This window comes from Paenibacillus sp. FSL R7-277 (assembly GCF_000517965.1).
Taxonomy (GTDB): Bacteria; Bacillota; Bacilli; order Paenibacillales; family Paenibacillaceae; genus Paenibacillus_AQ; species Paenibacillus_AQ silagei.
Map to the genome: position 1 here is coordinate 20,595 of NZ_ASPX01000107.1, position 25,630 is coordinate 46,224.

The following is a 25,630-nucleotide window of genomic DNA, read 5'->3' on the forward strand; positions in this document are numbered from 1 at the left end:
CCCCTGACTCACTGTGTATTCTTGCGGGTACCGTCCTTGTTTTAAATGTTCATAGTACGATTATAAGCTCCAGCCTATGAACAGGACAGTAGAACAAGCTTACAACTGTGAACAGGCCGGACCCCTGCGCAGTGAACAAATGCAAGATTCGTGTACAAAAGCTACTTGTGACAGGGGAGGGGACTATTCCCTATATGACTCTGCTCTGAATGCGGAAGGTGCGCGGGGAGAGGCCGACCTCCCGTTTGAACATATTGCAGAACTGGGCATCGTTGACGAATCCGGCTGCAGCCGAGACCTCTGAGATATGCATTTGGCTGTGCAGGAGGAGCGACTTGGCATAATCTAAGCGTTTTAGTAAAAGATAACGGTGGGGCGAATGCATGAACCGCTCCTTGAACAGATGCCGGAAGCGGTCGTAGCTGTAGCCGGACATTTCGGCTAGAGAGGCTATGGAGAGCTTGTGGCGGTAATGCTCGTTCATATAATTGAGCACATACTGCATCTGATCCTCTGCCGGGGAATGGAAATCGGAGGCGCTGAGCAGCCGCTGGAGATAGACGGTAATTTCGCTCATTTGCAAATTCAGCAGCTCGGTGAACCCGTCACGTTTGCGCTTGAATTCCGCATTCATCCGCTGTAGGGTCTGAAGGACCGTGTGCTCCTTATCATCGTCAAACACACCGGACAGCGAATTGATCACCGGATTGCCGCAGTGGAAGCCGACGAACAGCACCTCCGGGCTGGGCTGATGATTCTCATCATGCTTGAAGCCAGCCGGAATGAGGGCGAAGGTAGAGGGCCGGAAGTGATAGCTGCGCTGGCCGATGCTGCAGGTGCCCTGACCGTGGATGTAATAGACAAGCTCGAAGCACTCATGCTGGTGCGGAGGGATATAGGTACCTGCTTCATGTTCTGCATTTACAATATATAGGACACGATCCATGATGAGCCTCCCTTGATCGTCATTTAGCCGAATCGTACAAAAACATGACCGAAAATATATAAATATTTATGTTTTCATTTGATATGATCTTATCAATAAAACCGAAGATTCTCAACTAGACTGGCCATCTTGTTCGGATATTTTACGGTTTTTTAGCGAAATGTAACATGAAATGTTTGGTTTTCAGAGTAAAATGCTTATTTTCAGAATTTCAACAGTCGCTTATTCATGCTGCCCGATTCGATGGGACCAACAAAACGTGTAATTGGGATTTTATGCTATTCAGGCAGGGTGGATCTATTACAAATAGGGGTGTGAACTTAGAAAATGAAAAAGAAAATGCTCACTTTAATGTTACTGGCAGTTATGGTACTGGTCGCTGCATGCGGGAACAACAAGTCCGGGAACGGGAATGGTGCGACTGCAACTCCGGGAACGGATGCGGAAGGCGGCGGCGCGGCTGCGGGGGACAAGCTCAAGGTGGTGCTGCTGATTCCGGGAACGCTGGGGGACAAGTCGTTTTTTGATGCGGCGAACAATGGTCTGCAGAAGGTGAAAAGCGAGCTTGGCGCAGAGACGAAGGTTGTGGAAATGGGCGCTGACAAGACGAAATGGGAGCCGACTTTTAATGATATCGCTGCTGAGGATTGGGATGTTGTCATCTCCGGCGGCTCGGAAATTACAGAAATGTTCAATGCAACGGCAGAAGCAAATCCCGATAAAAAATTCATCAACTATGACACCGACATCGAGGAAGCGCCTGCCAATATGTACAATATGTCTTACTCGACCAATGAGGTCTCCTTCCTGGCCGGAGCGGCTGCGGCGCTTGCTACCCAGTCTGATATGCCTAATGCCAACAAGGACAATGTGATCGGATTCCTGGGCGGAATGGACATTCCCGGCATCAATGCCTTCCTGGTTGGTTACATTCAGGGAGCACAGTATGTTGATCCAGAAGTGAAGGTAGCTGTCTCTTATGCCGGAGATTTCGTAAACCCTGCCAAGGGCAAGGAATTGTCGCTGATCCAGTATAACTCGGGTGTGGATATTATTTTCAACGTAGCGGGCGGTACGGGCCTTGGCATCTTCGATGCAGCGAAGGAAAAGAACAAATATGCGATCGGCGTCGATTCTGACCAGGCGATGCTGCTGAAGGATACGGATAGTGTGAAAGCCAACCTGATCGTTACTTCTGCGATTAAAAAGATTGATTCGGCCATCCTTGGCGCAGTGAAGAAACTGCAGGACGGCACGCTTGAAATGGGTAAACGCGATGTGCTTGGCTTCGTCGAAGACGGCGTAGGCATTGCCGAGAACGAGATCTACAAGGCGGCATTCCCGGCTGAATTGCAGACCAAGATTGAAGAAGTGAAGCAGAAGCTGATCAATAAGGAAATTAAGGTGGATAACGCAATGGGTATGGAGACTTCTGAAGTGGAAGCCATCCGTAATGCTGTTAAACCTTAAGGACATGAACAGAATCTTTGGTTGAAAGGCGTTGATGACCCATGGCAAATGCTCTGCTGGAAATGCGGGGAATCACCAAAGTGTATCCGAACGGTGTGGTTGCCAACAAGGACGTTGAGTTCTCCCTACGCGAAGGCGAGATCCATGCGATTGCGGGTGAGAACGGAGCCGGTAAATCGACTCTGATGAAAATTATGTTCGGAATGGAGAGCCCAAGCGAAGGCGGGCTCTACATCCGGGGAGAACAAGTGAAGCTGCAGTCCCCGCAGGACGCGATTGACCGCGGTATCGGGATGGTGCATCAGCATTTCATGCTGGTGCCTTCTTTTACGGTGGCGGAGAATATGGTGCTCGGTATGGAGCCGAAGAAGGGCGTTGGCTTCAATTATGCAGAGGCCGTACGCCTGACGGAGGCAACTGCACGTAAATATAATCTATCAGTGAATGCCAAGGCGAAGGTGGAGGACCTAAGTGTCGGCATGAAGCAGAAAGTGGAAATTCTGAAGGCGCTGGTGCGCGGGGCCAAGATTCTCATTCTCGATGAGCCAACGGCAGTGCTGACTCCGCAGGAGACGGAGGAGCTGTTCCATGAGCTGCAGCAGCTTAAGGAGCAGGGACACACGATTGTGTTCATCTCGCACAAGCTGAAGGAGGTCAAAGCCATCTGTGACCGGATTACCATCATGCGCGGCGGCCGGAGTGAAGGCGTCTTCGATACTAAGGAAGTAACAGAGCAGGAGATCTCGCGGCTGATGGTTGGGCGGGATGTGGTGCTGAAGTATGACAAAAGCGATCTTCCCTACGGCAAGCCGGTGCTTGCGGTGGAAGGGCTGAGCGTCTCAGACAGCCAGGGAAAAGCGCTGCTCTCCGAGATCAGCTTCTCGGTCCGTGAAGGCCAGATTGTCGGCATCGCCGGCGTTGAAGGGAACGGACAGACGCAGCTGATCGAGGCACTGACCGGTGGCCTGCGCGGGGTTGGCGGCAGCGGGTCGGTACAGGTGAAGGGGAAGGACATCCGTGAGCTGGATATTCTGGACATCCGCAACCTGGGGGTATCCTATATCCCTGAGGACCGGATGCGCCAGGGCTCTGCCGGAGATGCAAGCATTGCCGACAATCTGATCTCCACGCGCTACCGTCAGAAGGATATGAATAAAGGGCCTTTCCTGCACGGGTCAAGAATTGCTGCGCTGGCCTCTGCGCTGGTGGAGGAATTCAAGGTGCGCTGCTCCGGCCCGCAGCAGCCGATCGGCATGCTGTCCGGCGGTAACATGCAGAAGGTAGTCGTAGCCAGGGAGTGTTCCACGAATCCGCAGCTGCTGATCGCCGAGCAGCCGACCCGGGGCGTTGATATCGGGGCTGCCCAGTTCATTCACCAGAAGCTGCTGGAGCTGCGCTCGGCGAACTGTGCCACGCTGCTGGTATCGGCAGATCTGAATGAGATTCTGGAGCTGAGCGACAGTCTTCTCGTGATGTATGAGGGCCAGATTGTGGCCTATTTCGATAATCCGTCAGCAGTCGGTGAGGAAGAGCTGGGGCTCTACATGCTGGGAATTAACCGGCAGGACAAAGAGCAGACCGGGAGGGCCGCATATCATGTTTAAAGTCAAATATTTCGAGGCGATCCGCACAGCGGCGGTCATCGTCATTGCACTTATTATCGCGTTCCTGATTATCTCGCTGGTCAGTGACCACCCGGTGAAAACGATCGGAATCTTCCTCTGGGAGCCATTGTCCACGAAGGGCCATATCGGCAATGTCATTGAGATGGCGATTCCGCTGATGTTCACCGGTCTTGCGGTCTCCCTGCTGTTCCGGGCCAATATGTTCAACCTGGGGGCGGAGGGGATCTTCTATTTCTCCGGTGTCGTGACTACTGCGCTGGCGATTCATCTCAGCCTGAACAGCTGGTTCCATCCGGTAGTGGCGATTCTTGCGGGCTCGATCGTAGGGGCACTGCTCTCAGCCATCCCCGGTATTCTCAAAGCGAAGTGGAACGCCAATGAGCTGGTAACCTCGCTGATGTTCAATAACATCCTGTTTGGGGTGGGGCTGTACCTGCTGAACTATCATCTGCGGGATGCCAAGGCCTTTGCCAACGTTTCTTTTAAATTCGAGAAAACGGCCCAGCTCAGCAAGCTGTTTGCAGGGACGCGGATTCACACCGGACTTATTATTGTGCTGGTGCTTATTGTGCTGGCCCACCTGTTCCTGTACCGGACCAAATGGGGCTATGAGCTGCGGATGACCGGGGTTAACCGGGACTTCGCCCGTTATTCAGGCATGAAGACGGCCAAGGTGATCATTCTGGTCCATCTGATCGCCGGGTTCATTGCCGGTATGGGCGGCTCGGTGGAAGTGCTCGGGATGTACAGCCGGTTTCAGTGGACCTCCTTACCGGGCTACGGTATGGATGGTGCTCTGGTGGCCATGCTGGCCAAGAATAATCCGTTCTCCGTCATTGTATCGGCGCTCTTCCTGGCCTATATCCGCATTGGCGCCGATATGATGTCGCGCCTCTCCGATGTGCCGTCCGAGATGATCTCGATTATCCAGGCTGTGATTATTCTGCTGATCTCTGCGGAGCAGTTCCTCAAGTTCTGGAAGAACCGCATGCTGCTGAAGGAGGCGAAGGAAGCATGAACAGTCTGCTGAATGTCATTCTGACGACGGATTTTGCCTTCTCTGTCCTGCGTGTAACCACGCCGATTCTGTTCGCTGCACTGGGGGCGCTGATCTCGAACCGTGCCGGAATCATCAACATCGGGATGGAAGGTATCATGCTGGTCTCGGCGCTGGCCGGGGTTATTGTGAGCGCCTATACGCAGAGCGCCTGGGTGGGATTGCTTGGGGCGGTGCTGTCGGGAACGCTGATTGCGGGCATTTTGGCTTTTTTCACCTTGAAGTTCAAGACCCACATTATTCTCGGCGGGGTGGCGATCAATATGTTCGCTTCCGGCGGTACGGTATTTATTCTGTACCTGCTGAGCGGTGACAAAGGCTCTTCCACCTCCCTGGCGAGTAAAGTACTGCCGAGTATAGATATTCCGCTCCTGCAGGATATTCCGGTGCTGGGCCCGATCCTGTCGGGGCACCACATTCTGACGTATTTCTCTATACTGTCGGTACTCGTAGTCTATTATCTGCTCAACCGTACACCGCTGGGGCTGCGTATCCGCTCTGTAGGCGAGAATCCGCATGCGGCCCAGTCGGTGGGTGTCAGTGTAGTCCGTATCCAGTACAGCGCGCTGCTGCTCAGCGGCTTCTTCGCCAGTCTGGGCGGAGCCTATATGTCGATGGGCTACCTGTCGCTGTTCACCCGCGATATGATCGCCGGCCGGGGCTGGATTGCCATCGCTGCTGAATCCATGGGCCGGAGCACCACCGTGGGCACAGCGCTGACCTCACTGCTCTTCGGCGCAGCCGACGCGCTCTCCAATGCCCTGCAGGTGCTGAAGATTCCAGCCGAGCTGATTGCTACGCTGCCTTATGTGGCAACGGTGATCGGTCTGATTATCTATGCGGTCTCGGAGACACGGAAGAAGAATAAGAAGCTGAAGACGACTGTTACGAAATAAACAAGGTAGATAAGGCGTATGAAAGAAATTAACGAAAAGCAAAAAGAAGCGGTCTGGTGACAACAGCGGCCGGAAGTCCAAATGTTCACCGCAGTGACGACCAAGCTTGGAGTTCAACTCTTAAGTGCGTCTTATCTAGCCACTCACAACTAATACAAGGGAGCGACAACGATGCCAACACCTATCATTATTGACTGCGATCCGGGGCATGACGACGCGATTGCCATTCTGCTTGCGCTGGCACATCCGGGAGAGCTGGATATCCGGGGGATTACAACCGTTGGCGGCAACCAGATTCTGGATAAAATCACCGACAATGCCCTCAAGATTCTCAGCTTTGTAAATGCAGATATTCCGGTAGCCAAGGGCGCTGCGGCGCCGCTGCTGGGCAAGCTTGTTACCGGGGAGGAAGCCCATGGGGAGTCCGGCATGGATGGCCCGGCGCTGCCGGCGAGCAAGTTCAAGCCCGTAGAGCAGGGAGCAGTAGAATTCATGCTGGAGATTATCCGCGCCTCGAAAGAGAAGATCACTCTGGTGCCTACCGCCCCGCTGACGAATATCGCCCTGCTGATTACGGCGTACCCGGAAGTGAAGGATCGGATCGAGAAGATCTCTCTAATGGGCGGCGGACTGGCTTACGGCAACGTGACCCGGACAGCGGAGTTCAATATTTATGTAGACCCGGAGGCGGCGCGGATCGTTTTCGAATCCGGCATTCCGATTGTCATGAGCGGATTGGATGTGACAGATAAAGCGGCGATCTTCGAAGAGGAGATTCAGGAGCTGAAGACGCGCGGTCCCGTGTCCGTCATGGTCGGCGAGCTGCTGGATTTCTATTCGATCTACGGGAAGAAAATGGGCTTTGTCGGCAATGCGCTGCATGATCCTTGCGCCATTGCCTGGCTGCTGCACCCGGAGCTGTTCGAATCCGAGCACCTGTATGTAACGGTAGAGACCGAAGGCAAGCTTACCCGCGGTATGACCGTGGCCGACCGCCGCAAGAAGCCGGACCAGCCTGCGAATACGGAGGTACTGCTTGGTGTAGACCGCGAAGCCTTCATCAAACTGCTGTTCGATTCGTTGGATCGGTTAGACCGGCAGCTGGAGTCGCCGGCAGGAGAAGCGTAGCCGATGGCGGGCTGGGAACGTCTGCAGGAGACGGTAAGGTTCGAGCTGCAGCAGCGGATCGAGGAAGGCTGCCAGCCGGGCAATCTGGCGGAGAAGCTGGATGCGGCCGGGAGCGATGAGGACAAGCTGATGGAGGTATACCGGGAGCTGATGGCACTTCCTGTATCCGCTGATTTCCCTTATAAGGAGCCTTCGGATCTGGCGGGGATCAGGCAGCTCCGTCCGGAAGGTCCGCGCAAGCTAGCGGTGGACTGGACGCCGGACCAGTGGCGGGACAGGTTCTACGGGGCCTGGCTCGGTCGGAGTGTAGGCTGCGCGCTGGGCAAGCCGCTGGAATATTGGGATTACCTGTACGGGAAGGATGGCCGGACCGGCTGGGAGAATATCGAGCTGTGGTTCCGCGGTGCGGATGCCTGGCCGATTACAGGTTATACTCCTGAGCATTCCACGGCAAGGGAGGAATACGGCCTGGGCTTAAGCGACTGGTCATTCACCAGTACGCGCGAGAAGATCAGCTACATGGAGAGCGATGACGATATCCGTTATACCGTGCTTGGCCTGATGCTGCTGGAGCAAAAAGGGCTGAACTGGGATTCCTGGGATATCGGCAAGCTGTGGCACGGGCATCTGACCTACAGTCAGGTCTGCACGGCGGAAACGCAGAGCTATATGAACTTTGCTCAGGAGACCTCCCATCTGCACGGGGAGAAGCCGGCGGATTGGCCGCTGCGGCAGGAACGGGTACGGATGCATCTGAATCCGTACCGGGAATGGATTGGTGCGGCGATCCGTGCGGATGCCCTGGCTTATGGAGCGGCCGGACATCCCGAGCTGGCTGCGGAGCTGGGCTGGAGGGATGCGTCGTTCTCGCATGTGAAGAACGGAATCTATGGCGAGATGTTCAATGCAGCGATGATCTCAGCGGCGTTCGCAGGTCTCAGCAACCAAGAGATTGTACAGATCGGCCTGAGTGAGATTCCGCAGACGAGCAGACTGGCGAAGGACGTGCTGCGGGGCGTAGAAATTGCACAGCAGGCAAGTAGTGAGCGCGAACTGGTCAGCACCCTCTGGAACGAGTTCAGCCATTACGACCCGGTGCATACGAACAACAACGCTGCCATTGTAGCCGCCTCGCTGATCTACGGCGGCGATGACTTCGAGAAAGCGGTGGTTACCTCCGTATCGGCCGGAATGGATACCGACTGCAACGGGGCCACTGTCGGCTCCATTATGGGAGCGAAGCTGGGGGCTGCTAAGCTGCCGGTCCAATGGACCGCACCGCTGAACGACCTGCTGTATGCGGATCTGCCGGGCTTCCACCCGATCGCCATCTCTGAGGTCGCGGAGCGCAGCTATCAGGTGTTCCTGAAGCTGCGGGCGGAGCTGGGAGAAGAGGAATAGGGTTAAGACAGATACTAAAGTTATAGTTGAGCGCTTTTTATGAAGTCGCCCCGCACCGGATGTTTTTCTCATAAAACATCCGGTGCGGTTGGGCGGCTTTTTTGTTGATTAGGAAATTATGATTTGCGTCCGATGTGGATAAGTTGTGCATAAAGTTGGGGGTAAGTGTCTTGGAGCATCGGCAGGATGACTATATTCTGGATCAGTCATAGGAATGACTTCTCTGATTTCACCGAACAGCCGGATATGGTCGAAAAACCGACCACATTCGGTGCGGCAGAGGCGTGTGGGTTGGATATGGTCGAAAAACCGATCACATTCGGTGCGGCTGAGGCGTGTGGGCCGGATATGGTCGAAAAACCGACTACATTCGGTGCGGCAGAGGCGTGTGGGCTGGATATGGTCGGAAAACCGACTACATTCGGTGCGGCAGAGGCGTGTGGGCCGAATGTGGTCGAAAAACCGATCACAATGGGGATGCCGCAGGCATTTTGTTCTCGTATGGGAAGGAAAGTTTGCCGAATGTAGGTGAAAAACCGAATACAATAGGCCGTTAAGAAGGTAAGTTGATAACAGGGAAGTCTACAGCCAGATCATACTGGCTGCGGACTTCCCTGTTTCGTTTAAAGAAAGCCTCGCTTAACTTAACATTCACATGATTGAACTTGTATGTTAGCATTACTTGTAATTCAAGTACTTACCAAATTTTGATGATTGAGAGGGGAGCGGAGCTCATGCTGAAAGTCATGATTGTGGACGATGAACCCTGGGTTCTGGAAGGACTCCGGACGATGGTGAACTGGGAGAAAGCCGGATTCGAGGTATGCGCTGAAGCGCTTAGTGCCGGGGAGGCCCTGCGGCTGATCCGGGAGCACAGGCCGGATCTGCTGCTGACGGATATCAATCTTCCGGTGATGAGCGGCTTGGAGCTGATTGCGGCGGTGAAGGAAACGGTAGATCCGCCGCCCCGGTTCGTGATCCTGAGCGGATATGACGATTTCAACTATGCCCGGACTGCGCTGCGCCACAAGGTGGACGGCTACCTGCTGAAGCCGGTGGATGATGAGGAGATCGAGGAACTGCTCGGGAAGATCCGAGCTATTATCCATTATGAAACCGCTTCCAGATTAGAGGAACGGAAGAAGCATAATATTCTGGTGCATAATCTGATCAGCCGTTGTGTCCAGGGGGATTGGAGTGAGGAGCTGGAATACGCCGCCTGCGGACTGCTGAGGCTTCAGCCTGATACAGAGCTGCAATGCATTCTTGCTGCTGCCATTTCAGGTTCAGGTACGGTGAGCCTGAATGAAGGGGATACCGAAGGCTTCCCGGATCACCTGGGCTATGTGTTCCAGGACCCGGCCGGAAGGGCCGGGCTTCTGATTCGCTCAGCCGGACTGTCCACGGAAGCGCTGGAGGCAGCAGCTGCTCAGGTGCAGAAGGTGCAGTCAGCGAAGCTGGGGGTACCGGTGGCTGTAATGATCAGCGGCCGGGGGAACGGTCTGCGCGCCATCCAGGAGCTGTACACCCAGACGCTTGAGGTGTGGGGGCTCAAGTACCGGAAGGAGCGGGGCGGGATTTTCTACTACAACGACCTGCGTACGGCCCGCTTGTCTCCCGAATTCACTGACGGGCACTTTACGCGTGTGCTGGACGAGGTGAAGGAAGGCGTGCCTGAGAGAATCCGGGCCGCTGCCAGGGAAGCCTTCGCAGCCATGACCGCCAAGAGGGTGAGTATTGACGCTGCACAGGCTGAGGTAGCCCATCTGGAGATGACCTTATGCCGGAGTATTGCTGAGATGCAGGGAGACCCCGACCAGATCATGTGTGCGATGCACAAGGAGTACGGCAACATGGGCGGGCTCAGGGACTATTACAAGCTCAGCCTGTATGTGGACCGGCTCTGCCTGGAGACCGCAGCGTACCTCACCGAGCTGCGGGCCCATAACGAGGGGAACACCATCTATAATGTTATTCAATATGTAGATCTGGAATTCCGCAGCAAGCTGCAGCTCCAGGATCTCGCCAGGCAGTTCCACATGAATTCTGCCTATCTGGGCCAGTTGTTCCGCAAGGAGACGGGGCGCAGCTTCAGCGATTATCTGAATGAGAAGCGGATCGAAGCGGCCAAAAGCCTGCTCAAGCGCACCCAGCTCAAGATATCGGATATCGCGGTGCAGGTGGGCTTTTCCAATACCGATTATTTCATCGACAAGTTCAAGAATAAGGTGGGTTCATCACCTTCGGTGTACAAGAATGCCCACAACAATAAACAGCTCTAAAATAACCCCACAAAGTGGGGCTATGGCTTCGAAGGCTACTCAGGTGCTTTACAGGGACCCCGAAATCTAAAGTAACCCCACAAAGTGGGGCGTTGGCTTCGAAGGTTACTCAGATACTTTGCGGGGACCCCGAAATCTAAAGTAACCCCACAAAGTGGGGCTGTGGCTTCGAAGGTTACTCAGGTACTTTGCGGGGACCCCGAAAACATATAAATTCTATAATGATAAAATAACCCCACAAAGTGGGGCGTTGGCTTCGAAGGTTACTCAGGTACTTTACGGGGACCCCGAAATCTTAAGAAAGCCGGGTGTGTGTGAGGGATGGCGACAAAACGGTTTAAATTCGGCACCATCGTCAATGATATTCCGCTAAGCTACAAGTTCTATCTCATCTACATTGTGGGTGTGCTCCTGCCGATCATGGTGCTGAATCTGGTATTCCTGGAGCGGATTACAGATCTCATCAAATCGCGGGAGCAGCAGAATCTGGAGATTTCCATGGAGCGGGCGCGGAAGGACATTCATGATTTTATTGAAGGGGGAGTCTCTGTCGGCTACACGCTGGCTGCGGATAAGAATCTGTACGAGATGCTGGACCGGACCTATACGGACTCTATCGAATTCTACAGTATGTTCAACGAACAATTGAGAGACCGGATGAACAGCTATATGCCTGTCAATAACCAGCTGGAACGAATCAGTATATTCACGAACAACCAGACGGTTGTATCCGGGGGGAATTATCAGGTAATGAACGATAAAGTATGGTTCAGTGACTGGTACCGGCAGGCCAAGAAGGCCACTACCCAGGTCTATGTTGCTGCTTACCGGATCATGGAGAACAAGAATCTGGCTTCATCCACCCCGACGCTCAGCATTATTGAGACCATGGACAATTACCGTAATCTGAACAACTATGAGAAGGTGCTGCGGATCGATCTGGACCTTAGTGAGATCTATGACATTATCGTCCGGGAACGGGATTACCTGAGCCTCTATCTGATCAATGGGGAGAACAAGATCGTGATGTCAGCGGACAGCGGCTATCAGCATATTACGGATGATCCCTATCCGGTATTCGATCAGTGGGGGGACAGCCAGGACGAGAGCGAGGGGGTTCGGGTAATGGCTGTAGGGACGGCAAATTATCTCAAAGGCTGGCGGATTGTCGGAATTACGCAGGGGGAGCGGATCTCCCAGGCGGTTCTCGATATCCGGCTGTACGCAGCGGGCCTAGCCACCACGCTTACTCTTTTGACCAGTATATTCATATATATCATGCTGCGCTCCTACAACTACCGGGTGAAACGGCTGTCCCGGCATATGCAGAAGGTGACGAACGAGAAGTTCGAGCTGATCGCCATCGATGAGGGCCGGGATGAGATTGGCGGGCTAATCCACAATTTTAACCGGATGACCTCCAGAATCCACTCCCTGATCAACGATGTGTACAAGCTGGAGATCCAGAGCAAGAACCTGGAGATGGAGCGCGTCAGGGCGGAACTGAATTTCCTGCAGAGCCAGATGAACCCCCACTTCCTGTTCAACACGCTGAATGCGATACTGGTGGTCTGCACCAAGAACAAATATAACGATGTCACCGATATTATAAAAAGCTTGTCGAAGCTGCTGCGCAGACTATTGAGCTGGAAGGAGGATCTTGTGCCGGTGCGCGAGGAGATCGCATTTATCGACATGTATCTGAGGATTGAGAAATTCAGGTTCAGGGATAAATTCGATTATACCTTTGAGATCGATGAGCAGTCCCTGGATTATAAAATACCGAAGCTGAGTATGCAGCCGCTGGTCGAGAATTCCTGCAAGCATGGCCTGCAGACGATTGAGGGGCTGGGCGTAATCAAAGTGGCTGCGGTCGTGCTGGATAACAGGCTGCAGATTACAGTATCCGACAATGGTAAGGGCATGGAGCCGGAGAAGCTGAAGGAGCTGATGTTCGCGGTCCGCAAGGAGGATTACTCGGGCACCCACATCGGGATTCGCAATGTATACCGCAGACTGGAGCTGAATTACGCAGATCAGGTGCGCTTCGAGATATCCAGTACGCCGGATCAGGGAACCGTAGTGACCTTTGGCATTCCCCTGAAGCTGCTTGAGAAGAATTATTCCCTGGAAAGAGAGGTATAGACGATGAAATACAAAGTTCTATTAATCGATGACGAGCCTAGCGCTCTGGAAGGTATGGAGATGTGGATCGATTGGCAGGAGCTGGGCTTCGAGCTGTGCGGAACCTGCGGCAACGGCCGGGAGGGGCTGCAGATGATGAAGCAGCTTCAGCCGGATCTGGTCATTACCGACATCCATATGCCGCTGATGAATGGTCTGGAGATGATCGGGCAGTGGCGGCAGGAGGGGACGGATTCGACGAAGTTCGTCATTCTGAGCGGCTACAGTGAGTTTGAATACGCCCGTAAGGCAATCAGCTACGGAATCAATCATTATCTGCTGAAGCCGGTTTTCCCGGAGGAGGCTACCGAGGAGCTGCGGGAGATCCGCCTGGAGCTGGAGCAGGAGGCGAACCGCAGAAGAATCCATGAGACCGCTTCCGGGGAAGAGGCGGCAACCTTAATCAAGGGGCTGTTATATGGCAAAAAGGGAGAACCCGAGCTTATGGAATGGCTGGAGACTCTGCCCGGCTTCAAGGAAAGCACTTCCTGGAACATCTGCCTGATCCGGACAGTCCCGGAGCTGTATACAGAGGTGAGGAGCCGCACAGTCTCCCTGCTGGCCGGATATCAGGCAGTGGTGACGATCGATCTGGAAGCAGGATTGCTCGGGATCGTGTACGGGATGATGGAAGGCAGCGGGGACGCTGCCGGAATAGCTGAAGTGCTGGTTACCCTGCTGCGCGAGTACGGGGGAGAGAATATCCACATCGCTCTGGGAACCCCCGAAGACTCCTTAGTGTCCATAGAGGGCAGTTATGGCCGGGCCAAAGAGACTCTTTTACATTTCTTTTACGAGCCGGAGCAGGCAGGGGTGCTGGCTTACAGCGCGGTGCAGGACAAGCCCTTCAGTTATCACTATGACCACATCGGGCTGATGGATGCTCTGCTGGACTGCGTGAATCTCCTGGACGCGGCTGGCTACCGGGAGGCACTGGAGGCAGCGGCCCGCAGCTTCCGGGAACAGCAGGTGGCGCCGGAGGTGGTGCGCAAATTCGTAATCCACCTCATGTACCGGATATTCGCACTCGCACCCGGGGCAGAAGCCGCAGGCGAAGAGGGCGGAGTGGCCTCGGGTGTTGAGGTATCAGAGATTCAGCAGGCGATGACCCCGCTGAGCGGGCTGCTCAGCCGCTTATTGTCCTACGGCGGGAAGGCCATAGATCTGCTGGTGCAAGAGCAGAATTATAAGTCGCATGGGATTGTCCGGGAGATCAACCAGTACATCGGGGAGCATTATCAGGAGAGCCTGAGCATTCAGAAGCTGGCCGAGATCTTCTTCCTGCATCCGGTATACCTGGGGCAATTATTGATTAAGAAGAACGGGATGACCTTCAATGAGCAGCTGCATCATCTGCGGATTCAGGCTGCGGCTGAGCTCCTGCGCGGGAGCAGGCTGAAGCTCTCAGAGATTGCCGAACGTGTCGGTTATGCCAATTACGGACAGTTTCTGAAGCGGTTCGAGAAGGAGCTGCACATGGGCCCGAATGAGTACCGGCATGCCAAGTTCTAAAATTTTCGGGGGTACACCTTTAGTTCGGTCGTATTTTAGCGGATAGTTCACCTCTATAATTTACTTGTGTAAGTGCTTACAAATTAAAGACAAACACTATGGAGGTGCTTTATGGGGGGCAAGTCGAAAGTGACGTTTAAGTATTCCCTGGTTGCTCTATTAACCCTAAGCTTCGCACTGTCAGGCTGCGGCGGGGGCAACGACAAGAATGCTGCTACAACTGACAAATCAAAGGCGACAACAACAGCGGATTCTGCTTCAGCTAACACGGGAGGAAAGGTTGAACCGTTCAAGGTTAGCGCATTTATCGGGGTAGCCGGGCAACAGCCGACACCGGATAACAAGATCTACAAGAAGATCAAAGAGGAGACCGGTGCCAGCTTCGATATGGAATTCTTAGCAGGCGACATTAACCAGAAGCTGGGCGTTATGATTGCCGGTCAGGATTATCCGGACCTTATGACCGGGAGCACCAAGCTTACAGCAGCAGGGGCTTATATCCCGCTTGAAGACCTGATCGAAGAGCATGCGCCGAATTTGAAAGCGCATTATGCAGAATATTGGAACATGATGAAGGACCCGAATGACGGACATATTTATATTTTGCCTAACTACGGTGTATATAACGGTAAGGTCAACAGCTCATGGTATTCAGGACCGGCCTTCTGGATTCAAAAAGCAGTGCTTAAGGAATTCAATTATCCGAAGGTTAAGACACTGGATCAGTACTTTGACCTGATTGAGCAATATAAAGCAAAGTATCCCAAAATCGACGGAAGCCCGACCATCGGGTTCGAAATTCTGAACTATGACTGGAAAAACTGGGGTTTGTTCAACGCACCTCAACATCTGATCGGACATCCGAATGATGGCGGCGTAGTCGTGAAGGACGGCGTGGCCGAGGTATTTGCCAATAAGGATTATGCCAAGAAGTACTATCAGAAGCTGAACGAGATGAACGAGAAGGGCATTATCGACAAAGAAACCTTTGTGCAGAACTACGACCAGTATATGGCAAAGCTATCCAGCGGAACCGTTCTGGGGATGTTCGACCAGCACTGGAACTTCAACGCTGCTGAGGATTCACTGACGACCCAGAATAAAATTGAACGCACTTATGTAGGTCTTCCGCTGGTATACGATGAGTCGACCAAAGACCACTACCGCGATCTTGCGGTGCTCAATCTTAACAATGGCTTCGGCATCAGCATTAATGCCAAAGATCCGGTGAAGATTATCAAGCTGCTCGACACCCTGATGGATGAGAAGTGGCAGAAGCTGTTCTCCTGGGGTGTAGAAGGCGAGGATTATATTGTTGAGAACGGCAGATTCATGAGAACCCAGAAGCAGCGTGATGATGCAGCCGATGCAACCTGGCAGCTGGCCAACAAGGCCAAATCATTGTTCGAATATCTGCCTAAGACCGAAGGAAGCTACAGCGACGGCAACTCCACGGATGCCGCTGCACAGCCGGAAGAATACAAAGCAGGCCTGAAGCCGTACGATAAGGAAGTTCTGGATGCCTATGGCTTCAATTCCTACGTGGACTTCTTCAGCGATCCGCCGCCAAACCCTGTGTATTATCCTGCCTGGTCCATCGACCTGATTGAAGGCTCGGATGCCAAAATCGCCAGTACCAAGCTAAATGAGCTGCAGACCAAGTTCCTGCCGAAAGCCATTCTTGCCAAGCCGGCCGAATTCGATTCCGTATGGACCGATTATACGGAACAGATCGAGAAAGCCAATGTGAAGGCTTACGAAGACAAGATCAATGAGCAAATTAAGTGGAGAATTGAGAACTGGAGTAAATAATGTAAGGTCTGGTACCGGGTTTTAGAAGGTGGAAGGCCGTCAACCGGCCTTCCACCTTACATTAATTTGATGGAGTAGGAGACAACGAATATGGATGAGACCTTAGAAATAGATACTGGCGTCCGGCGTCCGAAGAAGAACAAGAGGAAAAAGCAGCCGATTACCTGGCGCGTAATTAAGAATCAACAACAGCTGATCTGGATGTCTGTGCCTTTAATGCTCTACATTATCCTTTTTGCCTACGTTCCTGTGTGGGGCTGGACCATGGCCTTCCAGAACTACAGACCGGCCAAGTCCTTCGGTGAGCAGGAATGGGTGGGACTGAAGCAGTTCAAGTTTTTGTTCACCGATGATAACTTCATTCGTGTCCTGCGCAATACGCTGGCTATGGGGGTTATCAATCTGATCCTCGGCTTCGTTACAGCCATCGTGCTGGCGCTGCTGCTTAACGAGATTAAGAAAGTATTCTGGAAAAGAACCGTGCAGACAATCTCCTATCTGCCCCATTTCCTGTCATGGATTATCGTTACCGGTATTGTGGCCACCTCGCTGTCCATCAATGACGGGATTGTAAATATCGTTCTGATGAAGCTGCATCTGATTAAAGAGCCGATTCTGTGGCTCAGTGAAGGCAAATATTTCTGGGGAATCGTAGGGGCTTCACATGTGTGGAAGGAAGTAGGCTGGAATACGATTATTTATCTGGCAGCCATCGCTTCCATTGACCCTGCCCTGTATGAGGCTGCCGAGATTGACGGAGCGAACCGTTACAAGAAAATGATGCACGTAACCCTGCCTGGCATCAAGGCAACCATTGTTATTCTGATGATTATGTCCATAGGACATGTGCTGGAAGCAGGCTTTGAAGTGCAGTACCTGCTCGGCAACGGACTGGTAGTAGACTGGGCCGAAACGATAGATATTTTCGTGCTTAAATATGGACTTGCACAAGGGAATTATTCACTCGCAACCGCTGGCGGGATTTTCAAAACGGTGGTCAGCGTGACATTGCTGCTTATGGCTAACGGGATTTCCAAGCGGCTTGGGGAAGAGAGGTTGTTATAATGGCGGATAACCGGCAGATTAGCCCTGGGCATAAAGCAGGCTTTACGGCGAAAAGAAACCTAGGCACCGGCAGACTTGAACCGTTTTTGTTCACTTCCTTCAATACGGTCTTCATGGTCTGTCTGGTGGTTGTGACTTTATATCCATTCATCAATACCATTGCTGTTTCATTTAATGAAGGAAATGATACGATCCGCGGCGGCATTTACTTATGGCCACGACAGTGGACCTTTCAGAATTACAAGGCGATTTTTGCTACCGGAACGATCTTTGATGCTTTCCTGATCTCAGTGGCACGTACAGTGGTTTCTACATTGCTTAATATTTTTCTGACCACCATGCTGGCGTATACCTTAAGCCGCAGGGAGTATGTCTTCCGTAAGTTTATTACTGTAATCTTCGTGCTGACGATGTATTTCAGCGCAGGTCTGATCCCGAACTACTTCCTGATTAAGGACCTGGGCCTGCTGAACAGCTTCTGGGTTTATGTTATTCCATCGATGATCAGCGCGTTCAACATGATCGTCATCCGCACTTACATCGGTACGATACCGGAGAGTCTGATGGAATCGGCCAGAATCGACGGCGCCGGGGATTTCAAAATCTTCATGCGGGTCGTTTTCCCGCTCTGTAAGCCGGTGCTGGCGACGATTGCGCTGTTCGTGGCGGTCGGAGCCTGGAATGCCTGGTTCGATGCTTTCATCTACACCTCCTCCAAGCAGCATCTGAGTACACTGCAGTATGAGCTGATGAAGCTGCTGTCTTCAACGATGAACTCTAACGGGAACCCTACCGTAACCAACGGGGTGGGGATGGATCAGAATTCAGCACGGGCGATGGTCACGCCGATTTCGATCCGGGCAGCTATCACAGTGGTCGCCTCCGTACCTATACTGCTGGTATATCCGTTCATGCAGAAGTATTTCGTAGTGGGTCTTAATGTCGGCAGTGTGAAAGAATAAGCGTTCAGAGCGAATAGACTGATGTATGCAAAATAGCAAAACGGGTGCAGTCCTACCAGGGACTGCACCCGTTTTTGTGCTACTATCCTGCTTCCCTTGAATAATCCCATAGAGCGGCGAGCATCCTTATAATGCTCTGCTCTTCCAAGGGCTTAGCAATCATTTTGAAAAAAATGATGACACAGCGGAAGAAATACCTTATTATTTAAAGAGATTTTTAATGAAACAGATTTTAAATAATTATAGTACAATAAGTCCTGAGGTTCAGAGAGTACGTTCAGGCAGTCTGTAAGGGAGGGCTTCATATTCTTTCGCTGAGTCAGGTTAGCAAGAGCTTCACTCTGAAGGACGGCCCTTATACGGCTGTCGATCAGGTATCACTTGAAGTACAGGCGGGTGCCATTCACGGTATTATTGGCGCCAGCGGGGCGGGGAAGTCCACGCTCCTGCGGCTGATCAATCTGCTGGAGCGGCCCGATGCAGGAACGGTTACGGTTGACGGGCAGCGGCTTACGGAGCTGCCGGACAAGGAGCTGCGCCGGCAGCGGCAGAGAATCGGTATGATCTTTCAGCATTTTAACCTGATCGGCAATGCCACTGTCAGCCGGAATGTGGCGATCTCTCTAGAGCTTGCCGGAGTGCCGCGTGCAGGGCGGATGAAGCGGGTGGAGGAATGTCTGCAATTCGTAGGCCTTGCAGACAAAGCCGGGCAATATCCGGCCCAGCTCAGCGGCGGACAGCGCCAGCGGGTAGCGATTGCCCGCGCGCTGGCGAACAATCCGAAGCTGCTGCTGTGCGATGAGCCGACATCTGCGCTTGATCCGGGCACCACTGCGGATATTCTGGAGGTGCTGCGCCATATCAATGCTTCCCTGGGCGTAACCATCGTGATCGTTACCCATGAGCTGGACGTTGTGCGGAGCATCTGTTCCGAGGTATCCGTCATGGAGGGCGGACGGATCGTAGATTCCTTCTCCCGCGGCGAGGGCGGCTTCCTCCCGCCGGGAACGCATTCAGGCTCCTTCCGGGAGAGAATCACCGGCAGAACGGGGGCATCCCATGTTTGAGAGTATGCTGAAATACCAGGATCAGATGTGGCAGTCTATCGGCGAGACCTTTGTTATGGTCGGCATTGCCATAGGCGCTGCGCTGCTGGTGGGGCTTCCGCTGGGGACACTGCTGTATTTTTGCCGCAAAGGCCAGTTGTATGAGAATAGAGGGCTGTCCCTGGTGCTGAACAGCATCGTCAATGTCATCCGTTCGTTTCCGTTCCTGCTGCTGGTGGTGGCGCTGATTCCGTTCACGCGGCTGGTCGTAGGTACGTCGATTGGCACACTGGCGGCCACGGTGCCGCTGTCGATCGTTGCCATTGCTTATTACTCACGGCTGGTAGAGCAATCACTGCTGGAGGTTCCGCGGGGAACGATTGAAGCGGCATTGTCGATGGGAGCATCCAAGCTGGGAATCATCTTCAAATTTCTGTATGTAGAGGCCCGTTCAGGGCTTGTGCTGGGACTCACGGCGTCTACGATCAGCTTCATTTCTTTTTCAACCGTAATGGGGGTTGTCGGCGGCGGCGGGGTGGGTGATTTCGCCATCCGTTACGGGTATCAGCGCTTCGAGACTGAGGTGATGATCTACGCCATTCTCGTGATGATTGTGCTGGTGCAGCTCATCCAGTTCACGGGAAGCACGATAGCCAGACTGCTGGACAAACGCTAGAATACTATACAATAATGGGGGCTTGAGAGATATCATGAAGAGAACAGGAAGAAGAATAACCACCACGTTTGCACTGGTACTGCTTGTATTGACGCTTGCACTTGCAGGCTGCGGCAACAGCAAAGAAGCGGAAGAGACACCGGCGGCAACCAGCACCGGGCCTGTGAAGATCAAAGTAGCCTCGCTGATTCCGCCAATGACAGATATCCTCGACATCGTGAAGCCGATTCTGAAGGAAGAAGGCGTGGATATGGAGGTTGTCGTGCTGTCCGATAATGTGCAGCCGAACGAAGCACTGGCGAATAAAGAGGTGGATGCGAACTTCTTCCAGCATGTCCCGTACATGGAACAGTTCAATGCCAGCAAAGGGGCAAAGCTGGTGCCGGTTCAGCCTGTATATGATGCCATCTACGGCGGGTACTCCAAACGCTTCAAGAATATTGCTGATCTGCCCGAGGGAGCAACGCTCGTGATGGCGAATGATCCTTCCAATATTGGACGCTCCCTGCAAATGTTCGCAGATGCCGGGTTGATCACGCTGAAGGATGGGGTAGGAATTCAGGCTACCCAAGCTGACATTACTGCCAATCCGAAGAACTATAAGTTCGAGGAGGTCGATCTGCTGATGCTGGCCCGGATGCTGGATGATGCGGATCTGGTAGCGATGACGCCAGCCTACGCGAGCCCGCTGGGTCTGACTCCGAAGAAGGATGCGCTGATCACCGAGCGTGAAGATTCCGCCTTCACCATCACCCTCGTTGCCCGTGAGGACAACAAGGATTCCGAAGCCATCCAGAAGCTGGCGAAGGCGATCAGCGGCCCGGAAGTGAAGAAGTTCCTGGAGGATAATTACGCGGACATCGCGCTTCCTGCTTTTAAATAGAAGATACACGGATTGACTGCTATATTAAAGTAAACGAAAAAGCTGTCCCAAACGCCATGAACTGGCTGATTGGGACAGCTTTTTATTGTAATTAGGAGTAGCGTGGACACTTGGGTGGACGCTCCGCGAACGGAATTACCTTAGAGCGTTAACGGGATACGCCACCTCATATTGCGCCGCTTCAATCCAGGTTCCGGTAGTGAAATCCCGTCCCCGCACAAGCACTTTATCAGCATAGACTTCTATATAATAGCCCTGGCTGCCGCTCTTGTGTTCATCTGCATCCGTCCAGAGGTAGGCCACCGAAGCAGCATTGAACATTGTAGCCGTCTGCCCGTTGCCGGGAAACATCGTGTTGCTGACCTCCAGCTCCCAGTGGGTATGTCCGGTGAACAGCAAGGTCTGCGGGTGCCGCGACAGAATAGTACGCAGCTCCTGATCCTGTGTTACCCCGTACCATTCCTGAGATTCCAGTGAACCGGCTACCGTATCCTTCAGCGGCTGGTGCAGGAAGAGGAAGACGGGCTGATCCGGCAGGTAAGTCTGTTCCTGGTCAGGCGGCAGTTGCCCGTTAGACTTCGGTTTGTCTGGTGCGTGTTCACCAAGCTTGCGGTCCAGCCACTGCAGCTGTTCAGCGGATAGATTGCAGAACGTAGGCAGCCCTTCCTCCGTGCCGAGGAAGATGAAATGATACCCTGAGATCCAGTGGTCATGATAGGGGCCCGGCATCCCCATCCGGGAAGTATACATCCCAAGGCGGGATTCCCAATGCCCGAGGCCGACATCATGGTTGCCCAAGGTGTAACGAAGCTGCGGCAGTGAGGCTTGATGCTGTTCAAGAATACGCTGGACCTCCTCATACTCCTCCGGGAAGCCATTGTCTGTTATATCTCCAATGTGCATGATGCCGCTGCTGCCTTGAGCATGTCCCGCTATATCCTCAAGCGCCCGTCCGAAGTTCTGATTGTACTCATGCTCGGGATCGGCCGTGACATGGGTGTCGGTAATAATCTGGAACGTCAACAGCGGTTCAGTAACGTCGGGTGTGGCAAATGTATTCATAGGCAAGCGAAGCCTCCTTGAAATATTTTTTATTCGTTAGGCTAATGCCCCTTGGTACTAATGTTCAAACCAATAATTCCGGCTACAATCACAGTCACCCATAGGAGGGAGGAGCCCGTCAGCCTCTCTTCGAACAACAATGCCCCCGCCAGAGAAATCAGGAGGATACCCGCCCCGGACCATACGGCATAAGCGACTCCAACCTTGATGGAGGTGAGGGCGACACTCAGTGAGGTGAAGCTAATTCCGTAGAATACGAACATCAGCACAGAGGGCCAGGGCCGGGTGAGGCCATGCGACAGCTTCATGGAGACCGTTCCGGACAGCTCGAAGACAATAGCTAAGGCAAGAAATACCCAGGCCATGGCCCCTTCGGCCTTCATCGTACCATCCTTCGTACGCCAAGCTCCGCATAAGAGGACACGATACAATCTGCATCCGGCAAAAGAGTCCCGGCAGCCCGCGTGTCTGCCGCCAGCCCGGCGGTAATTCCGCCGGCAATCCCAATGGCTGCCGCAGCGCCCGCTGCCTTCGCCATCCGCATATCTCCGTTCGTATCGCCGATCACGGCGGCTTCAGCCGGAGATACCCCCAGCCGCCCGCAGGCAAGCAGCGCCATGTCGGGGAAGGGCTTGCCCCGCTCCACCTGATCGGTGCCGATCACGGCGGTGAAATACTGGCGGATGCCCAGCCAGCGCAGATGACTCTCGGCTGCCGCAGTTTCGTCGGCAGTCACTACGGCCATAGGCGTGCCCTGGGCTGCGCACGCGTCCAGAAAGGGCACCAGCCCGGGAAGAGGACGGACCGGACGGCTCTGCTCCAGCATCGCATCCGCTGCATTCCGGCAGGAGTCCACCAGTTCGACCGCTTCGGCCCAGGATAGGCCGAGAGAATAACCCTGCCAGGACGCAATGGCGTACAGATCGCTCATCGTGCCCATGGCGAGCGGACCGTTGCGGTCGTAATCGGTGATCTTCCCTGCGGCATCATGAACCGTTCCCAGCAGGGAGGCCCGGTGCTGCTCAGGGAAGCTTAGTCCGCGCTGCTCAAGCTTCCAGGTGAACTGGTCCAGGAAGCACTCGCCCCAGCTTCCCCAGAGGGATACGAACTGTAGTAAGGTTCCATCCTTGTCGAAGAGGATGGCCGATATGGGATAGTTTCCTTGCGGAGTGTTAAGCTCAATCACGCAGCGTCCCCCTTCATAATTTGAATAGTCAAGATGCTCTCACATTCAGATAGAACCCGCCGCCTTCATCAGACGGCAGTATATTTGTTCCTGCATGCGTAGTTCAGCCGTTCTATTTCAGTTTATCCAGTGCCGCCTGAGCCGTCTGCTGCGCTTCCTTCAGCGCCTCGGCTGCAGGGATATTCTCAATCTGCACCTTATCCGCAGCGATGGTCAAGGCATCATTAATTTTGCCGCCTGTCGGGTCCTGGAACGGAGGGGAAGCATGAGCCGCCTGCTGCAGCGGGATTTTGATCTGCGGGTTGCTCTCACTGAAAGCGACGAATGCCGGATCTTCCAGCGCAGACTGGCGGACGCTAATATAGCCGGTGTTGATGGACCAGAAGGCCGTATTCTCGGAGCTTGTGAAGTAGGTCAGCCATTTCATCGCTGCCTGCTTCTCGGCGTCTCCGGCTTTGGCAGGAATACCGGCCATACTCGCCCCGGCGACAGGTTTGCCTTCGCCGGCTCCGGCCCAGCCCGGTTGCTCCATAGCGGAGACGACGCTGAAATCGAGGTCGCCCTGGTCGCCGCTGGAGCCGGTGTATCCGGCCGCCTGGCCTTTCATCACATCGTCAATTGTCTTGTACCAGTACTCCCAGCCTTGCCCGCCCGAGTGAATGCGCATCGTCTTGTCCTCATGAATTGCTTTGCGGAAGAACTCCCAGGCGTCGATCCACTCCGGGGAATCAATCGTGACCTTGGTGCCGTCCTCACTAAGAATACTGCCTCCTTTGCTGAGAGCGGCATCAACCATATTGCCGGAGCCCCACATCGGTTCCCAGCCGTAGAAGGTGGTTTTGCCACCTTCGGAGACGGTCATTTTTTTCGCGGCCGCAGCGAGGTCTTCCCAGGTCTTAATCTGGCTGGCGTCTATGCCGCTTTTCGCAAAAGCATCCTTACGGTAGTACATCACCTGGGTCGATCCATACATCGGGAGGAAATACTGCTTGCCGTCAACCTGGCCCTGGTTCAGAAAGGTCTGGACGAAATCCTCTTTATTGAAGTCCGGTTGCCCGGCAATCAGCTCATCCATCGCGGCGTAATAACCCTTGCGCGCCCAATCGATATTGGAGGAGAGGACCGCCGCCGGGACCTGCCCGGCAGCAATCGCTGCCTGAAGCTTCTGTTCAGTCTCTGTATAATCCCCCTGCACGATTCCCTTGACGATGACCTCCTGCTGGGAGGCGTTGAATTTCTGAATGAGCGATTCCATATTTTCACCCAGCTTGCCGCCGAGCCCATACCAGAATTCAATCGTGACCGGTGCGCCTCCAGCCGGAGCGGCATTGGCAGCAGGGACTGCGGCGGCTGCTCCGTCCGCTGTGACTGCATTGTTGGGAGCGGCATTTCCGCCGCAAGCGGTGAGCACGGAGAGTCCGGCGATCAGGGATACTACAGACAACCTTTTGAAAATAGAAGAATTTCTCGCTGGAACGGTACGGTCCTTTAAAAGGACGGCGAAGCTGTTTCCACTTGATACGTTCATCATCATTCTCCTCTTGGGTATTGAAGTTTAGGGTTTAGCCTTTACTTGAGCCTGCGGTCATGTTGACACTTTGCATTATCGTTTTCTGCGCCAGCAGGAAGACTAGCAGCAGCGGGGCAATCGTGAAGGCGCTGGCGGCCATGATGAGCGGCCATTTCAGTCCGTAAGCACCTCCTTCCACGAAAAAGCTGCGCAGACCGGCCGAGACCAGCTGCAGGCTGGGGTCCTTCGTAATGAGCATCGGCCAGAAGTAATTGTTGTACTGGTCAATGAAGGTAATCAGCGCCAGTACGGCGAATGAGGATCTTGTGACCGGCACAAGGATCGTCCAGAGAATCCGCATATGCGAGGCACCGTCCACTTCACCGGCCTCCACCAGCTCATGCGAGACTTGAAGGAAGGCCTGCCTAATCAGGAAGATCGAGAAGATACTCACACAGTTGGAGAGAATCAGGCCCGCATAGGAGTTCAGCAAGTGTAACTCGGAGAGGACCAGGTAGCCGGGCAGGTAGACTGCCGTTGCAGGAACCATATAACCGAACAGAATCACTCCGGCAAAAACGCCCTTCAGGCGGAATTTCATATGCGTCAGCGCATAAGCCATCATCCCGGAATTGATTGTCTGCAGGAGGACAATGGAGACAGCGACGAAGATACTGTTACCCATATATCTGGCAAACGGCGCCTCGTTCCAGGCTGCGGCGAAGTTACCCCACAGCGGCACTTCAGGCCATAGTGTGGGCGGGGAGCGCCAGATCTCATCATTGGTTTTGAGGGCACTCGTAACCATCCAATAAAACGGGAAGGCCATCAGAAGAGCAAGCGCGGCGAAAAAAATCTGGCGGACCAGCCCGCTGATACGTGTGAATATAGGCAAGCGGTGAGACCTCCTTAGGGGTTGATGGTATA

Annotated in this window: 22 protein-coding genes; 16 read left to right on the forward strand and 6 right to left on the reverse strand. The window is 53.7% G+C overall.

Features of this window, described 5'->3' with window-relative positions; all coding sequences use genetic code 11:
• Positions 1 to 190 precede the first annotated feature (190 nt).
• On the reverse strand, positions 191 to 946 hold the full coding sequence (locus C173_RS27260) for an AraC family transcriptional regulator (RefSeq protein ID WP_036731081.1): 756 nt from the start codon (positions 944 to 946) through the stop codon (positions 191 to 193).
• A 351-nt stretch (positions 947 to 1,297) separates the two neighbouring features.
• On the opposite strand from C173_RS27260, the gene C173_RS27265 reads away from it, so the two are divergent.
• The 16 genes from C173_RS27265 to C173_RS27340 all read left to right on the forward strand — a co-directional run bounded on the left by C173_RS27265 (position 1,298) and on the right by C173_RS27340 (position 20,945).
• Positions 1,298 to 2,416 (forward strand): BMP family ABC transporter substrate-binding protein, encoded by a 1,119-nt coding sequence (locus C173_RS27265; protein ID WP_235192045.1) that lies wholly within the window; start codon positions 1,298 to 1,300, stop codon positions 2,414 to 2,416.
• A gap of 41 nt (positions 2,417 to 2,457) precedes the next feature.
• Complete coding sequence (locus tag C173_RS27270) at positions 2,458 to 4,020, forward strand: ABC transporter ATP-binding protein (RefSeq protein WP_036731085.1); 1,563 nt, start codon at positions 2,458 to 2,460, stop codon at positions 4,018 to 4,020.
• Positions 4,013 to 5,059 carry an ABC transporter permease gene (locus C173_RS27275; RefSeq protein ID WP_036731087.1) on the forward strand — a complete coding sequence of 349 codons (1,047 nt, stop codon included), beginning with the start codon at positions 4,013 to 4,015 and terminating at the stop codon, positions 5,057 to 5,059. Before C173_RS27270 ends, C173_RS27275 begins: the two co-directional genes overlap by 8 nt.
• A complete protein-coding gene (locus C173_RS27280; RefSeq protein ID WP_036731089.1) occupies positions 5,056 to 5,994 on the forward strand; it encodes an ABC transporter permease in 939 nt (312 codons plus the stop codon). Before C173_RS27275 ends, C173_RS27280 begins: the two co-directional genes overlap by 4 nt.
• Before the next feature lie 171 nt (positions 5,995 to 6,165).
• Positions 6,166 to 7,122, forward strand: a complete 957-nt coding sequence (locus tag C173_RS27285) for a nucleoside hydrolase (protein WP_036731091.1) — start codon at positions 6,166 to 6,168, stop codon at positions 7,120 to 7,122.
• Positions 7,123 to 7,125: 3 nt separating this feature from the next.
• Entirely contained in the window at positions 7,126 to 8,523 is a 1,398-nt protein-coding gene (locus C173_RS27290) for an ADP-ribosylglycohydrolase family protein (RefSeq protein WP_036731093.1), read from the forward strand.
• A 186-nt stretch (positions 8,524 to 8,709) separates the two neighbouring features.
• Positions 8,710 to 9,051, forward strand: a complete 342-nt coding sequence (locus C173_RS27295; protein WP_036731095.1) for a hypothetical protein — start codon at positions 8,710 to 8,712, stop codon at positions 9,049 to 9,051.
• Between the two features lie 206 nt (positions 9,052 to 9,257).
• On the forward strand, positions 9,258 to 10,805 hold the full coding sequence (locus C173_RS27300; RefSeq protein WP_036731097.1) for a response regulator transcription factor: 1,548 nt from the start codon (positions 9,258 to 9,260) through the stop codon (positions 10,803 to 10,805).
• A 321-nt stretch (positions 10,806 to 11,126) separates the two neighbouring features.
• The gene (locus C173_RS27305; protein WP_036731099.1) at positions 11,127 to 12,950 is read left to right on the forward strand and encodes a sensor histidine kinase; all 1,824 of its coding nucleotides are present in this window, start codon (positions 11,127 to 11,129) and stop codon (positions 12,948 to 12,950) included.
• Positions 12,951 to 12,953: 3 nt separating this feature from the next.
• Positions 12,954 to 14,501 carry a response regulator transcription factor gene (locus C173_RS27310; RefSeq protein ID WP_036731101.1) on the forward strand — a complete coding sequence of 516 codons (1,548 nt, stop codon included), beginning with the start codon at positions 12,954 to 12,956 and terminating at the stop codon, positions 14,499 to 14,501.
• A 111-nt stretch (positions 14,502 to 14,612) separates the two neighbouring features.
• A complete protein-coding gene (locus C173_RS27315; protein ID WP_036731103.1) occupies positions 14,613 to 16,313 on the forward strand; it encodes a sugar ABC transporter substrate-binding protein in 1,701 nt (566 codons plus the stop codon).
• Positions 16,314 to 16,403: 90 nt separating this feature from the next.
• Positions 16,404 to 17,378, forward strand: a complete 975-nt coding sequence (locus tag C173_RS27320; RefSeq protein ID WP_036731106.1) for an ABC transporter permease — start codon at positions 16,404 to 16,406, stop codon at positions 17,376 to 17,378.
• Positions 17,378 to 18,340 (forward strand): carbohydrate ABC transporter permease, encoded by a 963-nt coding sequence (locus C173_RS27325; protein WP_036731108.1) that lies wholly within the window; start codon positions 17,378 to 17,380, stop codon positions 18,338 to 18,340. Before C173_RS27320 ends, C173_RS27325 begins: the two co-directional genes overlap by 1 nt.
• Positions 18,341 to 18,645: 305 nt before the next feature.
• Positions 18,646 to 19,407: a methionine ABC transporter ATP-binding protein gene (locus C173_RS33110; protein ID WP_081751369.1), complete on the forward strand. Its 762-nt coding sequence runs from the start codon at positions 18,646 to 18,648 to the stop codon at positions 19,405 to 19,407.
• Positions 19,400 to 20,062 (forward strand): methionine ABC transporter permease, encoded by a 663-nt coding sequence (locus tag C173_RS27335; RefSeq protein WP_036731110.1) that lies wholly within the window; start codon positions 19,400 to 19,402, stop codon positions 20,060 to 20,062. Before C173_RS33110 ends, C173_RS27335 begins: the two co-directional genes overlap by 8 nt.
• A gap of 34 nt (positions 20,063 to 20,096) precedes the next feature.
• Positions 20,097 to 20,945 carry a MetQ/NlpA family ABC transporter substrate-binding protein gene (locus C173_RS27340; RefSeq protein WP_051478475.1) on the forward strand — a complete coding sequence of 283 codons (849 nt, stop codon included), beginning with the start codon at positions 20,097 to 20,099 and terminating at the stop codon, positions 20,943 to 20,945.
• A 135-nt stretch (positions 20,946 to 21,080) separates the two neighbouring features.
• On the opposite strand, the gene C173_RS27345 is transcribed toward C173_RS27340, so the two are convergent.
• The 5 genes from C173_RS27345 to C173_RS27365 form a co-directional block, all read right to left on the reverse strand.
• Positions 21,081 to 22,007, reverse strand: coding sequence for a metallophosphoesterase family protein (locus C173_RS27345; protein WP_036731112.1), 927 nt, complete (start codon positions 22,005 to 22,007; stop codon positions 21,081 to 21,083).
• A gap of 41 nt (positions 22,008 to 22,048) precedes the next feature.
• A complete protein-coding gene (locus C173_RS27350) occupies positions 22,049 to 22,390 on the reverse strand; it encodes a DMT family transporter (protein ID WP_036731114.1) in 342 nt (113 codons plus the stop codon).
• Positions 22,387 to 23,193 (reverse strand): HAD family hydrolase, encoded by an 807-nt coding sequence (locus C173_RS27355; RefSeq protein WP_036731116.1) that lies wholly within the window; start codon positions 23,191 to 23,193, stop codon positions 22,387 to 22,389. Before C173_RS27355 ends, C173_RS27350 begins: the two co-directional genes overlap by 4 nt.
• A 112-nt stretch (positions 23,194 to 23,305) precedes the next feature.
• Positions 23,306 to 24,721: an ABC transporter substrate-binding protein gene (locus C173_RS27360; protein WP_155991661.1), complete on the reverse strand. Its 1,416-nt coding sequence runs from the start codon at positions 24,719 to 24,721 to the stop codon at positions 23,306 to 23,308.
• A 34-nt stretch (positions 24,722 to 24,755) separates the two neighbouring features.
• Positions 24,756 to 25,598, reverse strand: coding sequence for a carbohydrate ABC transporter permease (locus C173_RS27365; RefSeq protein ID WP_051478477.1), 843 nt, complete (start codon positions 25,596 to 25,598; stop codon positions 24,756 to 24,758).
• Between the last annotated feature and the right edge of the window lie 32 nt (positions 25,599 to 25,630).